Source organism: Bradyrhizobium sp. SZCCT0153, assembly GCF_018129995.1.
Taxonomy (GTDB): Bacteria; Pseudomonadota; Alphaproteobacteria; order Rhizobiales; family Xanthobacteraceae; genus Bradyrhizobium; species Bradyrhizobium japonicum_G.
Map to the genome: position 1 here is coordinate 1,048,596 of NZ_JAFCKS010000002.1, position 16,165 is coordinate 1,064,760.

The 16,165-nt window shown below is 64.4% G+C and carries 14 protein-coding genes; 8 read left to right on the forward strand and 6 right to left on the reverse strand.

The window, feature by feature from the left end; all coding sequences use genetic code 11:
• Positions 1 to 12: 12 nt before the first annotated feature.
• Positions 13 to 1,095, reverse strand: a complete 1,083-nt coding sequence (locus tag JQ572_RS12560) for a substrate-binding domain-containing protein (protein WP_211383311.1) — start codon at positions 1,093 to 1,095, stop codon at positions 13 to 15.
• A 113-nt stretch (positions 1,096 to 1,208) separates the two neighbouring features.
• Between JQ572_RS12560 and JQ572_RS12565 the strand changes: the two genes are divergently transcribed.
• Positions 1,209 to 2,693: an aldehyde dehydrogenase family protein gene (locus JQ572_RS12565; RefSeq protein ID WP_211383555.1), complete on the forward strand. Its 1,485-nt coding sequence runs from the start codon at positions 1,209 to 1,211 to the stop codon at positions 2,691 to 2,693.
• A 187-nt stretch (positions 2,694 to 2,880) separates the two neighbouring features.
• Entirely contained in the window at positions 2,881 to 3,144 is a 264-nt protein-coding gene (locus JQ572_RS12570) for a hypothetical protein (RefSeq protein WP_211383312.1), read from the forward strand.
• Between the two features lie 77 nt (positions 3,145 to 3,221).
• Here the strand turns inward: JQ572_RS12570 and JQ572_RS12575 are convergent, their stop codons facing one another.
• From JQ572_RS12575 to JQ572_RS12585, 3 genes are all read right to left on the reverse strand, one after another.
• On the reverse strand, positions 3,222 to 3,650 hold the full coding sequence (locus JQ572_RS12575) for an SgcJ/EcaC family oxidoreductase (protein WP_211383313.1): 429 nt from the start codon (positions 3,648 to 3,650) through the stop codon (positions 3,222 to 3,224).
• 230 nt (positions 3,651 to 3,880) lie between these two features.
• Entirely contained in the window at positions 3,881 to 5,674 is a 1,794-nt protein-coding gene (locus JQ572_RS12580) for an adenylate/guanylate cyclase domain-containing protein (RefSeq protein WP_211383314.1), read from the reverse strand.
• 136 nt (positions 5,675 to 5,810) lie between these two features.
• Complete coding sequence (locus JQ572_RS12585; RefSeq protein ID WP_211383315.1) at positions 5,811 to 6,707, reverse strand: alpha/beta hydrolase family protein; 897 nt, start codon at positions 6,705 to 6,707, stop codon at positions 5,811 to 5,813.
• A 181-nt stretch (positions 6,708 to 6,888) separates the two neighbouring features.
• On the opposite strand from JQ572_RS12585, the gene JQ572_RS12590 reads away from it, so the two are divergent.
• From JQ572_RS12590 to JQ572_RS12600, 3 genes are read left to right on the forward strand one after another with little or no spacing between them, the layout of a single operon-like run.
• Positions 6,889 to 8,277 (forward strand): class II 3-deoxy-7-phosphoheptulonate synthase, encoded by a 1,389-nt coding sequence (locus JQ572_RS12590; protein ID WP_211383316.1) that lies wholly within the window; start codon positions 6,889 to 6,891, stop codon positions 8,275 to 8,277.
• A 4-nt stretch (positions 8,278 to 8,281) separates the two neighbouring features.
• Positions 8,282 to 8,635: a diacylglycerol kinase gene (locus tag JQ572_RS12595; RefSeq protein WP_063983991.1), complete on the forward strand. Its 354-nt coding sequence runs from the start codon at positions 8,282 to 8,284 to the stop codon at positions 8,633 to 8,635.
• A 24-nt stretch (positions 8,636 to 8,659) separates the two neighbouring features.
• Positions 8,660 to 10,417, forward strand: coding sequence for an NAD+ synthase (locus JQ572_RS12600; RefSeq protein ID WP_211383317.1), 1,758 nt, complete (start codon positions 8,660 to 8,662; stop codon positions 10,415 to 10,417).
• Positions 10,418 to 10,635: 218 nt separating this feature from the next.
• Here the strand turns inward: JQ572_RS12600 and JQ572_RS12605 are convergent, their stop codons facing one another.
• A complete protein-coding gene (locus JQ572_RS12605) occupies positions 10,636 to 11,826 on the reverse strand; it encodes a DUF2865 domain-containing protein (protein ID WP_211383318.1) in 1,191 nt (396 codons plus the stop codon).
• A gap of 131 nt (positions 11,827 to 11,957) precedes the next feature.
• Positions 11,958 to 12,263 (reverse strand): hypothetical protein, encoded by a 306-nt coding sequence (locus JQ572_RS12610; RefSeq protein ID WP_211383319.1) that lies wholly within the window; start codon positions 12,261 to 12,263, stop codon positions 11,958 to 11,960.
• 289 nt (positions 12,264 to 12,552) lie between these two features.
• Between JQ572_RS12610 and cysS the strand changes: the two genes are divergently transcribed.
• The 3 genes from cysS (at position 12,553) to cimA (ending at position 16,137) form a co-directional block, all read left to right on the forward strand.
• The gene (gene cysS / locus JQ572_RS12615) at positions 12,553 to 13,935 is read left to right on the forward strand and encodes a cysteine--tRNA ligase (protein WP_211383320.1); all 1,383 of its coding nucleotides are present in this window, start codon (positions 12,553 to 12,555) and stop codon (positions 13,933 to 13,935) included.
• Between the two features lie 115 nt (positions 13,936 to 14,050).
• The gene (locus JQ572_RS12620) at positions 14,051 to 14,542 is read left to right on the forward strand and encodes a GNAT family N-acetyltransferase (protein WP_211383321.1); all 492 of its coding nucleotides are present in this window, start codon (positions 14,051 to 14,053) and stop codon (positions 14,540 to 14,542) included.
• Entirely contained in the window at positions 14,539 to 16,137 is a 1,599-nt protein-coding gene (cimA, locus tag JQ572_RS12625) for a citramalate synthase (protein WP_211383322.1), read from the forward strand. Before JQ572_RS12620 ends, cimA begins: the two co-directional genes overlap by 4 nt.
• The last annotated feature ends 28 nt before the right edge of the window (positions 16,138 to 16,165 follow it).

Consider the following 16,165-nt stretch of genomic DNA (forward strand, 5'->3'; position numbering starts at 1 on the left):
GATTCTTCGGCATCATCGCACGGCATGCAACTCCAGAAACGCCTTCACGCCGGTGACAGTGCCCGTGTCGGACGGCACGTAGCCGGGTAGCGTCGCGACAGCCGCGCGAAAATCGGCGCTGCGGATGATCTCGAGAATGCGTTGCATCGGCCCGGTGTCCAGGAACGCGCGCTTGCAGACGAAGAAATAATCCTCGGTGAGGAGGCGGATGAAATCGAGGCCGAAATGCCGGGCGGCCGCCTCGACGCCAAAACTCACATCCGCCATGCCGCTCGCGACATAGGCCGCGACCGCGGCGTGGGTGAACTCGATCTGCTGCGCGCCGTTGATCCTGCTCTCGTCGATGCCGCTTGCGGTAAGCAACTGGTCGAACAGCAGGCGCGTGCCGGAATCATGGTCGCGGTTGACGAAGCGCACCTTGGGGCCGGTGAGATCGCCGAGCGAAGCGATGCGCAGCGGATTGCCCCGCGCGACCATCAATCCCATCTCGCGGGTCACGAAGCTGATGATGCGATCTTCGCGCGGATCGAGCCATTCGCGCGCCGCCTTGATGCCCTGGGCGCGCAGCGCGCCGTGCGGCAGATGCAGGCCGGAGAGGTCGCAGGCACCCTGTGCCAGCGCGACCAGCGAATGCTGGTTGCTGACATAGCGCAAATCGACGCCGATGCCGGGCTCGCGGTCGAGGAACTCGCGCAGCTTCGCCACCGCAAAGCCGTGGCTGGCATGGACGCGGATCACCGAGGGGCGCTGCTCGAGGAACGGCTTGATCTCGCTTGCCAGCTCCTGCGCCAGGTTTTGGAGCTGCGGCCCGAGCCGGGCCTGCATGCGCTCGCCGGCCCACACCAGCCGCTCGCCGAACGGCGTGAGTTTCGAGCCCTTGCCGCGCTGGGTCTCGACCAGCGGCGTGCCGAAGAATTCCGACCATTGCTCGATCAGATTCCAGACATGGCGATAGGACAGGTGCGCATCGCTGGCCGCGCTGGTGATCTTTCCGGTCTTCCTGATTTCATTGAGGATGCCGAGCATGACGACGACGGTGCGCGGATTGCCCTCGCGGCGAAACCGCCAGACGGCTTCGATCTCGATCTGAAGCATCTGATGTCCTTATGAACTTCGCTTCATATGTGGGGCGTCCATTTGCAAACCATATCATATTTACTCCGGTTAAAATGCGCTTAGGCTGGCATACCAGAGATGGAGTAAATATGATGTCCGTTGCATATGACTTTGCGCATTCGCCGGCGGCCGAATTCATGGCCCGGCCGCAGCATCTGCTGATCGACGGTCGCCGCGTGGCCGCCAGCTCCGGCCGCACCTTCAAGTCCCTCAATCCCGCGACCGGTCAGGTCATCGCGACTGTTGCCGAAGGCAACGAGGCGGATGTCGAGCACGCCGTGGCGGCAGCGCGCAGGGCGTTCGAAGGTCCCTGGCGCACGATGCGCGCCTCCGAGCGCGGCCAGATCATGCTGCGCTGGGCCGAGCTGCTGAAACAGCACGCCGACGAGATAATCGAGCTCGAGTCGATCGATGCCGGCAAGCCGATCTCCGCGACGATGCGCCAGGACTTTCCGGCCGCCATCGACACGCTGATCTATTATGCCGGCTGGGCCGACAAGATCAGCGGCGACGTCGTGCCGGTGCGTGACGATGCCCTGACCTATACCGTGCGCGAGCCGGTCGGCGTGGTCGCAGCGATCGTGCCGTGGAATTTCCCGCTGATGATCGGGATGTGGAAGCTCGCGCCGGCGCTGGCCTGCGGCTGCACGATCGTGATGAAGCCGGCCGAGCTGACCTCGCTGTCCGCGCTGCGCATCGCCGAGCTTGCGCTCGAAGCCGGCCTGCCGGCGGGCGTCTTCAACGTCGTCACAGGGCCCGGCCGCGTCGTCGGCGACGCGCTGGTCAATCACCCCGACGTCGACAAGGTCACCTTCACCGGCTCGCCCGGCGTGGGCCGCGGAATCATGAAGGGCGCGGCCGGCAACTTCAAGCGCGTCTCGCTCGAGCTTGGCGGCAAGTCGGCCAACGTCATCTTCGACGATGCCGATCTCGAAGCAGCAAGCAAGGCTGCGGCATCCGGCATCTTCTTCAATGCGGGGCAGGTGTGCTCGGCCGGCTCCCGGGTGCTGGTGCAGGAGAAAGCCTATGACGAGGTCGTCGAGCGGCTGGCTGCGCGCGCAAGATCGCTCAGGATCGGCGATCCGCTCGATCGCAAGACGACGCTCGGTCCCGTGATCTCCGAGAAGCAGATGAAGTCGATCCTCGATTATGTCGATATCGGGCAGAAGGAGGGGGCAACCCTCGTCACCGGCGGGACGCGGGTCGGCGAGCGCGGCTATTTCATCAGCCCCGCGGTGTTCGCGGGCGTCGAACACGAGATGCGGATCTCGCAGGAGGAAATCTTTGGCCCCGTCGTCAGCGTCATCAAGTTCAGGGACGAGGCCGATGCCCTGCGGATCGCCAACGGCACCGCCTACAGCCTCGCCGCCGGTGTCTGGAGCCGCGATATCGGCAGGCTGCAGCGCTTCGCCAAGCGGGCGCGTGCCGGGACGGTGTGGATGAACACTTATGGCTACACCGACGTGCGCCTGCCCTGGGGCGGCGAGCGCGACTCCGGCCTTGGCCGCGAGCACGGCACGGCCGCGCTCGACAATTTCACCGAACCCAAGGCTGTGTGGATGAACCTGGCCGTCTGATACCTCCCGAGCGGCCAAGCCTGGAGCCCGCCTGATCTTTCGGTCAGGCGGGCTCTCTTTTCGAGATCGGTCAAATTGTCTGCATTCCGCTCAGTCGCGGCAAACCCTGCGGACAAGAAGCACGGCGCCTTAAACCAGAGTTTTGGAACCGGCCTGCATGCTGCCTGCAAAAGGTTGGGGCATCAGCATGTCAGTTCTCAGGGAGATCGTCGTTGCCGTCGCGGGAGTCTACGCGCTCCTGTTCGCGTGCGACGCATTGTTCGGGGTTGGCGAAGCGCGCTTCGACGACGCCTATTACAGCGCCAGCTTCTACGCGCCGCGGCCGAAGGAATTCCGGTTCGCCGGCGATACGCCGCCGGCCGTGCGCGTCAGCGACGCCTTTGCGCAATTCGCGCCGGGCGAAGCCAAGCCGAACAAGCGTTACTCGTCTCTGACGATGATCATTCGCTAGGGCGTCTACTCATGGTTCCGCTTCGCCCGGACGACCAGCCCCCACCTACGAGCAACAGACTGGTCTCGTTCCTCAGTTCATTTTGGCACGGGTGAGCCGTGATGCTGAGCAATCAGCCATCGGCCGTCTACCTTCACCATCGCGAGCGTCAAACGGTAGGGGACCACTGTGCCGTCCTTGAGAATGAAATTCGCAAAGCCGGAGCTAAGAAGGACGTCTGGCACCACCGCGACGGCTTGTTGGTCTCCCATCTTTACTTGGATGCCTGGAGGGAGCTTACTAAAGTAGGCGCGTACGCCCGCTGAGCCTGAGAAGAGTTGGGCAACCGACCCGAAAAGCGTTGCTTCGCTGGTGTAGAGTGCGACGAACTTGTCGGCATCGCCCGAATTGTAGACCTGCTCCCACTGCGCTCTGACCGCCGCGGCGTCTTCGTTTGGTCCGGCCTTCGCAAGTTGAGGCAAGGAAAAACCAACGACAATCAGAAAAATTGCGAATAGCCTCTGCATAAGGACGCTCCAATATATTCGGTACGGCTAGGGCGGCGGTTCGGCCGCGTGGACCTGCGCCGGAAAATTTCAGCTCAATTCATCAAGCAATACTTGAAAGTTACAGCCAATGTCGGAGTTGGGTCAATCGCGGCGGCTCGTCCCTTGGCCGGTGACGTCCCGTTTGCGCAGGACTCCGCACCACATCACCGATACGATGGGCCATGAACGGAAATCGGTCGACTGCTTCTTCAATCCTCCCAACCGGCTTTATGAAGGCCGTCCAGCATGAGGGCGTGATCTTCTGGCCGAAACCACGGTGGCCGCTGACGGACCTGAAACTCAAAGGATGTGGATGAAATTGCGATTGCTTTTTGCAGCGCATCTTCGGCTTCAGCGGTGCGACCGAGTTGGCCGAGAGCAGCGGCAAGCCAGCGGTAGGGGGAGGGAAAATCGGGAAATGTTCGGGTCGCGTGCTCCGCCGTCTCGACTGCGGCGGCGTAGTCCCGGCAAAAATAGTGAGCCAATGCGACCTGGTTCAAGCGATTCACCAGCGACGGGTCACGAGGGTCGAGTCGAATGCACGTCTCGAGGGCGACGAGCCCCTCTTTTGGACGGCCGGAATACGCGAGAATGACGCCCAAAGCTCCGTGAGCCGCTGCCAGATTCGGGCAGAGTGCCAGCGCCCGTTCGGCCTGGGCATGTGCCCCGCTGTGATCGCCCCGAGCGTTGAGCGCCAGCGCCAGGCGTGAATGGGCGTCAGCGTTGCCACCATCCAGAGCGACCGCGCGTCGCGCCAATTCTTCTTCTTTGACTTGTGTTCCTTTCGCCCGACTGAGCACGGTGGAGAGCCCGATATATCCGGGCGCGAACATTGGGTCGAGATCAATGGCCCGCTGAAAGAACTGTCCGGCAACGGCATCATCCTCGGCGCTCGCCTTGCCCAGATGCCACATTCCACGCTGGTAGGCACCCCAGGCATCAAGACTTGCGGGTGGCTTGCGCATCGCCCGCTGTTGCTCGGCGCCGGCAATGACCGGTGCGATGGCGATGGTCGTGGATTGCGCGATGTCATCCTGTACGGAGAAGATGTCGGCTATATCGCGGTCGTAACGTTCCGCCCAGACATGTTTGCCCGTTTCCGCTTCGACAAGCTGTGCGGTGACGCGGACGCGGTTGCCGGATTTTCGCAGACCGCCCTCAAGCACATAGCGAACGCCGAGTTCGCGCCCGACTTGTTTCACGTCGACCGCGCGTCCCTTGAAGGAAAACGACGAATTGCGGGCGATGACGAACAGTGAGGAGTATCGCGACAAAGCCGTGATGACGTCCTGCGCGATTCCGTCGGCGAAGAACTCCTGGTCCGGATCGGGACTCATGTTCTGGAACGGCAGCACCGCGATGGATGGCTTGTCCGGAAGCGCAAGGGGTCCCGCGATTTCAGGCGCTTGACCTGGCGTTGATGCTGCAGAGGAGTACTCATCGACAAGAAGACGCCATGCATGCATCGGTTCGGCGATATTCTTGAGTGCCTGCAGGCCCATATCGTCGTAGGCGACGTCTATCTTGCCGCGAATCTGCCGACGAGCATCGTCGGAAACACAGATGCCGCCGGGGTCGGCTATCCCTTCGAGGCGCGCTGCGATGTTGACGCCATCGCCGAAGATGTCGTTGTCATCGATGATGATATCGCCGATGTGGATGCCGATCCGGAATTCGATCCTCATTGCCGGGGAGACGTCGGCGTTCTGCGCCGCCATTCTGCGCTGGACTTCAACCGCACTGCGCGCCGCGTCTACCGCACTCGCAAACTCGACCAGCATGCCGTCGCCGGTGGTCTTGACGATGCGGCCGCGATGCGCAGAGATCGTGGCATCGACAACGGACTTTCGAGCTTCCTTCAGCCGGGCCAGCGTGCCTTCCTCGTCGGCGCCCATGAGACGGCTGTAACCAGCGACATCCGCAGCCAACACCGCTACAAGTCGTCGTTCCACGCGCTCGCCGGTCAAAATGGCCTCAAAAATATGATATCTGGCCCAGCGCATCAAAGCACGCAGAACTGCTTTCGGCTAGCGCCGACGTTCGTTCGGAATCACAAGACGAAATGCCGGAGCACGTTGCGCCGGTCTGCTTCACCCCGAGAAGCAGCATGTGCCGGTCCACGCCTTTCGCGCTCTATTCTCACTCCCCCTGGATCCATTCCGCCACGCCGCGCCATAGCGTGTCGCGATGCTCGGGGCGGAAGAAGCCGAAATGGCCTATTCCCTTGGCGCCGACGTCGGACGGCTTCACCGTCAGCACCTCCGGCTTGATCGCGGTGAAGCCGGACGTGAGCAGCTCGACCGCCGGCCGCGTCGCCCAGGCATCGTCGGAGAAGCACAGCGCGCGCAGCTCGCCCTTGAATTTTGCGAAATTCTCCAGCGCCGGCAGCTTTGAATCGAACAGGTAGCGCGGGCTCGAGACCCACTCGGCCCATTGCAGGAACACGCCCTTGGGTAGGTCCTCGCCGATGCCGGCCCAGCCCGGCGCGTAGCCGAGCGCGTGGACGAGCGGCACGCCGACGAGATTCATGAAGGCGTAGACGCGATATTTCTCCGGAGATGTCATCAGCCGCCAGGTTGCCGCTTGCGAGGCCACGAAGGCGGCGCGCGAAATCTCGCTGTTGTTTGCGATCAGCCCCAGCGCCTGGCCGCCGAAGGAGTGGCCGACATAGGCGAGCGGCAGGGTGTTGTAGCGCTCGCGCATCCAGTGCACCGCGGCGGCGACGTCGAGCGCGGCCCAGTCCGACATCGAGGCCTTGAAGCCGACCAGCGATTTCGGCTGGTTGTAGCCGACCATCGCCGGCAGCCGGGAGTCGCCAATGCCGCGATAGTCGTAGGTCAGGACCGCGCAGCCGCGGTGGGCGAGATAGGAGGCAAAGCCGCGATAGATTTTTCGCGGGACGGCGGTCGCGGAGTTGATCAGGACGGCATGGCGCTTGGTCCCGCGCGGCAGGAACAAGGTGCCGGCCAGCGCATACCCGTCGCTCGCCGGGAAGCTGATCTCGTCGATGAAAACGTCGTCCAGTGCCGCGTCCATGGGCAGCCGGTATCCTGCCAGTTTCCTCGCCGTTTCCCAACAAATGCGAATTTGGCTTTTCCCGCAAGGGTTTGCAGTGCCGAATGGATTTACAACTGGCGGCGGGGACCCAGCCTGTGTATAAGGCGGCCCTCGCAACCCACAGATCAGGTTGTGCTTTTTGCTTCACGGAGAGATTGCGATGTCCGAGCGGTGGACGCCCGAGTCCTGGCGCAGCAAGCCGGTGCTCCAGGTGCCCGATTATCCCGACGCCAAGGCCCTGGCCGACGTCGAGGCGCAGCTTGCGACCTTTCCGCCGCTGGTGTTCGCGGGCGAGGCGCGCAACCTGAAAAAGGCACTGGCGCGGGTCGCGGCCGGCGAGGCCTTCCTGCTGCAGGGCGGCGATTGCGCCGAGAGCTTTGCCGAGCACGGCGCCAACAACATTCGCGACTTCTTCCGCGTGCTGCTGCAGATGGCGGTGGTGCTCACTTACGCCGGCGCGGTGCCGGTGGTGAAGGTCGGCCGCGTCGCCGGCCAGTTCGCCAAGCCGCGGTCCTCGCCGACCGAGAAGATCAACGGCGTCGAGCTGCCGAGCTATCGCGGCGACATCGTCAACGACATCGCCTTCACCAGGGAAGCGCGCGTGCCGGATCCGCAGCGCCAGCTGATGGCCTATCGCCAGTCGGCGGCGACGCTGAACCTGCTTCGTGCCTTCGCCACCGGCGGCTACGCCAATCTCGGCAGCGTGCATCAGTGGATGCTCGGCTTCCTCAAGGACTCGCCGCAGTCCCGCCGCTACAAGGAGCTGGCTGACCGCATTTCCGACGCGCTGAATTTCATGCGCGCCTGCGGCCTCGATCTCGAGGCCCATCCCGAGCTGCGCGCCACCGATTTCTACACCAGCCACGAGGCCCTGCTGCTCGGCTACGAGCAGGCCATGACCCGCGTCGATTCCACCACCGGCGACTGGTACGCGACCTCCGGCCACATGATCTGGATCGGCGACCGCACCCGCCAGCTCGATCACGGCCATATCGAATATTTCCGCGGCATCAAGAACCCGATCGGGCTCAAATGCGGCCCGTCGCTCAAGCCCGACGAGCTGCTGAAGCTGATCGACGTGCTCAATCCCGACAACGAGCCGGGCCGGCTGACGCTGATCGGCCGCTTCGGCTCCGACAAGGTCGGCGAGCATCTGCCGAACATGATCCGCGCCGTGAAGCGCGAGGGCAAAGTGGTGGTCTGGTCCTGCGATCCCATGCACGGCAACACCATCACCTCGACGTCGGGTTACAAGACGCGTCCGTTCGACCGCATCCTGTCCGAGGTGAAGTCGTTCTTCGCGATCCACGCCGCGGAGGGCACCCATGCCGGCGGCGTGCATCTGGAGATGACGGGCCAGGACGTCACCGAGTGCCTCGGCGGCGCCCGCGCGATCACGGACGAGGATCTCAACGATCGCTACCACACGGTCTGCGATCCGCGCCTCAATGCCGAGCAATCCATCGACATGGCGTTCCTGGTCGCGGAGCTTCTCAAGCAGGAGCGCGCCGGCAAGGTCAAGCCGATGCCGGCCGCAGCGGGGCTCTAACACCTTGCTGCGGATCTGGAAGGCCACGATCAATTCCCGTAACGGTCTGGCCTTTGCGTTCCGTTCGGAGCAGGCCGTTCGCGAGGAGATATTTGCGCTCATCCTGTCGGTGCCGCTGGCATGGTTCGTCGCCGCGACGGCGCTGCGGGCGGTCGAGCTGGTCTGTTCGGTTGCCTTCGTGCTGACGGTCGAGTTGCTCAACACCGCGATCGAAAAGCTTGCCGACCGTCTGACCATGGACCACGACAAGCAGATCGGGCGGGTCAAGGACATGGGCTCGGCCGCGGTCGGCGTTGCGCTGCTGATGGCCGGCGCGTTCTGGATCATTGCCATCATCGAGCGATTGGGATTCCTCTAACCCAATAATCGGAGCGCGGCGGCCATGACCGAACGTCTCAACGCATTCGCGGTCACGCTCGCCCAGCTCAATCCGACCATGGGCGACATCGAGGGCAACGCCGCGAAAGTCCGTGCTGCGCGTCTGCAGGCGATCGCGGACGGCGCCGATCTCGTGCTGTTACCGGAATTGTTCATTGCCGGCTATCCGCCGGAAGACCTGGTGCAGAAGCCGGCCTTCCAGGCTGCCTGCCGCGCCGCGATCGAGGGGCTCGCCCGCGAGACCGCCGATGGCGGCCCGGCCATGCTGGTCGGCACGCCCTGGGTCGAGGAGGGCAGGCTCTACAATGCCTGCGCGTTGCTCGATGGCGGCCGTATCGCCGGCTTGCGCTTCAAATGCAATCTGCCGAATTACGGCGTGTTCGACGAGAAGCGGCTGTTTTCGCGCGGGCCTGCCGCAGGCCCCGTGACCGTGCGCGGCGTGCGCATCGGCGTTCCGATCTGCGAGGACATCTGGCTGGAGGAGTCCGAGGATTACGAGAACGTGGTCGAGACGCTGGCCGAGACCGGCGCCGAGATCCTCCTGGTGCCGAACGGCTCGCCTTACGCCCGGGACAAGAGCGACGTGCGCCTGTCGGTCGCCGTCGCGCGCGTCACCGAAAGCGGGCTGCCGCTGGTCTATCTCAACCAGGTCTGCGGCCAGGACGAACTGGTGTTCGACGGCGCTTCCTTTGCGCTCAACGGCGACCTCTCGCTCGCCGCGCAGCTGCCGGCGTTCGCGGAGAGCATCACGACGCTGCGCTTCACGCGCAACGGCGACGACTGGCGCTGCACGGGACCGATCGCCGCGCAGCCCGAGGGCGACCATGCCGACTACGCCGCCTGCGTGCTGGGCCTGCGCGATTACGTCGCCAAGAACGGCTTTCCCGGCGTGCTGCTCGGCATTTCCGGCGGCATCGACTCCGCCCTGTGCGCTGCGATCGCGGTCGATGCACTCGGCGCCGACCAGGTGCACGGCGTGATGCTGCCTTACCGGTATACGGCAGCACACTCGATCGCGGACGCCGGCGAGCTCGCCGGCCATCTCGGCATCCGCTACGAGGTGCTGCCGATCGCGGAAGCCGTGAGCGGCTTCGAGACTATTCTCTCGGACATCTTCAAGAATCTGCCGCCTGATATCACCGAGGAAAATCTCCAGGCCCGCACCCGCGGCACGCTGCTGATGGCGATCTCCAACAAGACCGGCCTGATGGTGATGACGACAGGCAACAAGTCGGAAATGTCGGTCGGCTACGCCACGCTCTATGGTGACATGAACGGCGGCTTCAACCCGATCAAGGACATCTACAAGACGCAGGTGTTTCGGCTGGCGGCATTGCGCAACAGCTGGAAACCCGATGGCGCGCTGGGCCCTGCAGGCGAGGTCATTCCCCCCGATATCATCACGCGCCCGCCGACCGCGGAATTGCGCGAGAACCAGACCGATCAGGACTCGCTGCCGCCTTACGACGTGCTCGATGCCATCCTGGAGCGCCTGATCGAGCGCGAGGAGCCGCTCGACAAGATCATCGCCGCCGGCTTCGATCGCGAGACCGTGGTGCGCATCGATCATCTGCTCAACGTCGCCGAATACAAGCGCCGTCAGGCCGCGCCGGGGGTGAAGGTGACGGCCAGGAATTTCGGCCGCGACCGCCGCTACCCCATCACCAACCGTTTTCGCGACAAGGGAGAGCCGCTGCCCGCCGCGGACGAGACGCTGGTCTCGCGTGGGAGCAAAGCGTCGATCGACGCGTTCGAGGGGTGACGGGTTTGGCGCTTGGGTTTACCTCGCCCATACCCGCGAGCGAGATGGGCGTTATTGTGCCCTCGCCCCTTGTGGGAGAGGGCGGCACTGCCGTCGAAACGGACTCACTCGGGTGAGGGGTCTATCCCCACGTACGCATATGCATATGTGAGCGCGGATAGAACCCCTCATCCGGCGCTTCGCGCCACCTTCTCCCACAAGGGGAGAAGGGAACGGCACTACTTCTGCTGCTGCGGCAGGAAGCTCGGTCCGACCGAGCGGATCGGCTTGTTCTCGGACGAGGTCGCAGGCGTGCCGGTATCCGCAGGCGGCGTCGCCGCGGGCGCGGCGGCTGTCGTGGGTGCCGGAGCAGCGCCCTTCTTGGCATTCGCAGGCGTGCCCTTGTTGAGCCGCTGCTGCTGCATCTTCTTGGCGCTCTCCTCGGTGACGATGATGTCACCTTGCTGCTCGGCCGCGGCCTTGTCGTCGGCCGATTTCAGCGCATCGGCCCAGGTCTGGCCCGCGGCCTTGCAGGAGCAGGACGGGTTGAACTCGCTGCGGAATTTGAAGGCGGTCGGCAGCGCCGTGTAGGGCTGGCCGCTGATGGAGACCGCGGAGTTCATGTCCTCGCCGGGATTGCGATGGGTGTAGAGCACGGCTTCAGCGGCCGGGCACAGCGCCTTGCAGGTCCTCTCGTCGTCAGGGAAGCGCGCCGGCACGGTGGCAAACGAGATGGGGAAGTAAGCGCCGTCACAGGTGCGCACGCACACGGTGCGGTAGGTGCCGGATTGCGGCCCGAGATCGGAGGGCGGCACGGCTTGCGGATTGTTGGCGTTGTTGCCGCCGAACAGATTGCTCAGGAAATTGCCGCCGCCTTGCGACTGCGCGGCGTTGGCATATTGCGGGCCGCAATTGTTCTGCGCCAGCGCTGCAAGCACCGAACGGCGCTGGTTGTCGCGCTCCGGGCTGAAGCCGCCGGGGCCGCCGCCGCGCAGGCGCTCGAGATTGCCGGTAATCTGGTCCAGATTGGCGCGCATCTGCTGGATCTGGGTGTTGACCGGACCGCACTGTGCCGACTGGCCGTTGAACAGCGAGAAGAATCCGGAGGAATCGCAGCCCATGCGCTTGGCCTGCATGGTGACGCGGTCGAGCTCGGCCTGCTGACGGGTCTGGGACTCCTGATAGCGGCGGATCTGGTCCTCGCGCGCGGGGTCACCGCCGCCGCCACGATCGAGCGCGGCGAGCTGTCCTTCCAGTCGCACGCACATCGGATTAGTTCCAAGCCCGTTCTGGCCGGGCTGAGGCGGCGGTCCGGGCGGGCCGGCCTGTGCGAAAGCGCTGGTGGCGAGCACGACGGTGCCAAGGAGCACGGCGCAGGCAAGGAGGAAGCGGGCACGGGAGAGGGACAAAAATTCAGGCATATCCGCCATTCTAGCGAGGTCACGGCCCAGCGTGATCTGGAAGGCCGAAGCGCGCCCTCCAATAGCCGCTTCCTGCGGCATCGTCACGTCGTTTCGGGGACCAAGGATCGGGGCCTAAGTTACGCCAGTTCCGAGCGAATTCAGCGCTGGCAGGTGATTGCGACATATTCGTCGCAATGGCCATGGGAGCAGTTTGCGCCGGATTTGGGGACGGAGCCGGTAATTTCGTCGGGATCGACCCGGCGATAGCTTGATGCCTGGGCAAAATCGCGTGACTGGCAATAGGTGCGTGCGACCTGCGCGCCGCATTTCTCGCCCTTGGCCAGGCACTGGTCGACGCCGTAGCCGTCGGCCTGGTTGGCGATGATGAAGACGCGGGTCTCGGCGCATGCGCTGGACGCCGCAAGGATGGAGGCGCAGGAAATCAGCGCAAGCAATGATCGCATGAAAACACCGGGGCAAAAAAGGAACTGCCAGTTCCAGAATGGGCTCAAATAGTTAAGGATGATGAACCATAAAGGCAGGCGGCCGCGGATTGCGGAGATAAAGCGGCGTTTCCGCGGCTCTCTTGACGCGGGGCGGCCTCATAGCCCATATGTTCCGTCATGAACGGTCTCCTCGTCATTTGCGCCATTTGCCGCGAGATTACGAGCTAGCGATTCGCTGGCTGGAGCCGTCTTTTCTCAAAAACATTGAGAGCACTGGACGCCCGGCCAACAGCCGACGGGTATCCATATGGACTTGCGCCTCTACGATACGCTGACGAAGGAGAAGCGGCCGTTCCAGCCGCTCGATGCGAACAGTGTCCGCATGTATGTCTGCGGACCGACCGTCTACGACTTCGCCCATATCGGCAATGCGCGGCCGGTGATCGTGTTCGACGTGCTGTTTCGGCTGCTGCGCCATCTCTATGGCGAGGCGCACGTCAAATATGTCCGCAACATCACCGACGTCGACGACAAGATCAACGACCGCGCCGCGCGCGATTTTCCAGGGCTCCCGCTGAACGAGGCGATCCGCAAGGTCACCGAGCAGACCGGCAGGCAGTTTCACGCCGACGTCGATGCGCTCGGCGCGCTCCGCCCGAGCGTCGAGCCGCGTGCGACCGAGCATATCGGCGAGATGCGCGAGATCATCGAGAGGCTGGTTGCCGGCGGCTTCGCCTATGTCGCCGAGGACCATGTGCTGTTCTCGCCGCAGGCGATGAACGCCGCCAATTCCGGCTTGCCGCGCTATGGCGCGCTGTCCAATCGCTCGCTCGACGAGATGATCGCCGGCGCGCGCGTCGATGTCGCGCCCTACAAGAAAGACAACACCGACTTCGTGCTGTGGAAACCGTCCAAGCCGGGCGAGCCGTCATGGCCGTCGCCGGCGGGCATCGCCGTGCAGGGGCGTCCAGGCTGGCACGTCGAGTGCTCGGCCATGGCCTGGAAGCACCTCGGCGAGCATTTCGACATCCATGGCGGCGGCATCGATCTCGTGTTTCCGCATCACGAGAACGAGGTGGCGCAGACCTGCTGCGCCTTCCACCAGCCGCGCATGGCGAACACCTGGATGCACAACGGCTTCCTGCAGGTCGAGAGCGAGAAGATGTCGAAGAGCCTCGGCAACTTCGTCACCATCCACGAGCTGCTCGCGGACTGGCCGGGCGAGGTGCTGCGTCTGAACATGCTCAAGACGCATTATCGTTCGCCGATCGACTGGACCACGAAGTCGCTGGAGGAGAGCGCCAAGACGCTCGACGATTGGTATCGCGTCGCGGCCGACGTCGCGCCCGGCCAGCCGGCTTCGTCGGTGGTCGAGCCGCTGCTCGACGACCTCAACACGCCGCTCGCAATCGCGGCGCTGCATGGCCTGCGTGGCAGTGACGTGGCTGCCCTGGCGGGGTCATTGCGCTTGCTCGGTTTCCTCTCGGAGAGCGCAGCCCAGTGGGAAGGGCGCAAGCGGCAGGCGAGCGGGGTCGATGCCAGGGAAGTCGAGCGTCTGATCTCGGAGCGGACGACCGCGCGTGCGCGCAAGGATTTTGCGGAATCCGACCGCATCCGCGATCTGTTGGCGGCGATGGGCGTTGCGATCAAGGACTCCAAGGAAGGGACGACGTGGGAGGTCGCACGATGACGCGCCCCGACACGCCGTTCCCGCGGCACTGGCTCTATTACATCGCGCTGAAAATCCTGCTGCTCGGCGCTGCCGTGGCGCTGGCGCTGAAACTCTATGGGATGTGGTGAAGACGATGGGACAGACTTTGCCAAAACCCGGCCTGCGGCCCCTGCTGCCTGATGACGTGCCGGTGCTCGCCGCGATCTTCGCCGCCAGCATCGAGGAGCTGACCGGCGACGATTACAACGAAGCGCAGCAGCAGGCCTGGATGGCCGCGGCCGATGACGAGGAGTTCGGCAAGCGGCTCGCGGCCGACCTGACGCTGGTCGCGACGCTCGAGGGCTCGCCCGTCGGCTTCGCTTCGCTGCGCGGCGCCGATCACATCCGCATGCTCTATGTGCATCCGGCCGTCGGCCGGCAGGGCATCGCGACCATGCTGGTCGATGCTTTGGAGAAGCTCGCCGGCGGCCGTGGCGCGACCAGCCTCGCGGTCGATGCCAGCGACACCGCGCAAGGCTTCTTCGCCAAGCGCGGCTATATCGCCAAGCAGCGCAACACCGTCACCGTCAACGACGAGTGGCTCGCCAATACCACGATGCAGAAGACGCTCGGAGCACCGCAATGAGCAGGGAGCGTCTCTATCTGTTCGACACCACGCTGCGCGACGGCGCGCAGACCAATGGCGTCGATTTCACGCTGACGGACAAGCAGGTGATCGCGGCGATGCTCGACGATCTCGGCATCGACTATGTCGAGGGCGGCTATCCTGGCGCCAATCCGACCGATACCGAGTTTTTCGCGACCAAGCCGAAACTCGATCATGCGCGCTTCACCGCCTTCGGCATGACGCGCCGGGCAGGGCGGTCGGTCTCCAACGATCCCGGTGTCGCTGGGCTGCTGGACGCGAAGGCGGATGCGATCTGCTTCGTGGCAAAATCCTCCGCCTATCAGGTGCGCGTGGCGCTGGAGACGACCAAGGAGGAGAACCTCGCCTCGATCCGCGACAGCGTGGCCGCCGCGAAGGCCGCCGGCCGCGAGGTCATGCTCGACTGCGAGCATTTCTTCGATGGCTACAAGGAGGACGCGAGCTTCGCGCTGGCCTGCGCCAAGGCCGCTTATGAGGCCGGCGCGCGCTGGGTGGTGCTGTGCGACACCAATGGCGGCACCATGCCGAACGAGGTCGAGGCCATCGTCACCGAGGTGACGAAGCACATCCCCGGCGATCATGTCGGCATCCACGCCCATAACGACACCGAGCAGGCGGTGGCGAATTCGCTGGCCGCGGTGCGCGCCGGCGCGCGGCAGATCCAGGGCACGCTGAACGGCCTCGGCGAGCGCTGCGGCAACGCCAATCTCTGCTCGCTGATCCCGACCTTGAAGCTGAAGCAGGAATTCGCCGACGCCTTCGAAATCGGCGTCACCGCAGAGAAGCTGGCGACCCTGGTCAAGGTGTCCCGCACGCTCGACGACATGCTCAACCGCGTGCCGAACCGGCATGCGGCCTATGTCGGCGAGAGCGCGTTCGTCACCAAGACCGGCATTCATGCCTCCGCCGTGCTGAAGGATCCGCAGACCTATGAGCACGTCCTGCCGGAACTGGTCGGCAATCACCGCAAGGTGCTGGTGTCCGACCAGGCCGGCCGCTCCAACGTCATCGCCGAGCTCGACCGGGCCGGCATTCCCTACGAGAAGAGCGACCCGAAGCTGACGCGTCTGGTCGAGGAGTTGAAGGAGCGCGAGGCGCAAGGCTACGCCTATGAATCGGCCAACGCCTCGTTCGATCTGTTGGCGCGCCGCACGCTCGGCAAGGTGCCGCATTATTTCGAGGTCGAGCAGTTCGACGTCAATGTCGAGCAGCGCTACAATTCGCATGGCGAGCGCGTCACCGTGGCGCTCGCCGTGGTCAAGGTCGACGTCGCCGGCGAGCACCTGATCTCGGCCGCCGAAGGCAACGGCCCGGTCAACGCGCTCGACGTTGCCCTGCGAAAAGACCTCGGCAAGTACCAGAAATACATCGAGGGGCTGACGCTGATCGACTACCGCGTGCGTATCCTCAATGGCGGCACCGGCGCGGTGACGCGCGTGCTGATCGAGAGCGAGGACGAGACCGGCGATCGCTGGACCACGGTCGGCGTGTCCCCGAACATCATCGACGCCTCGTTCCAGGCGCTGATGGATTCGGTGATCTACAAGCTCGTGAAGTCGGGCGCGCCGGCGTAGAACGACGGCGGCGCCACAAACACCGTCA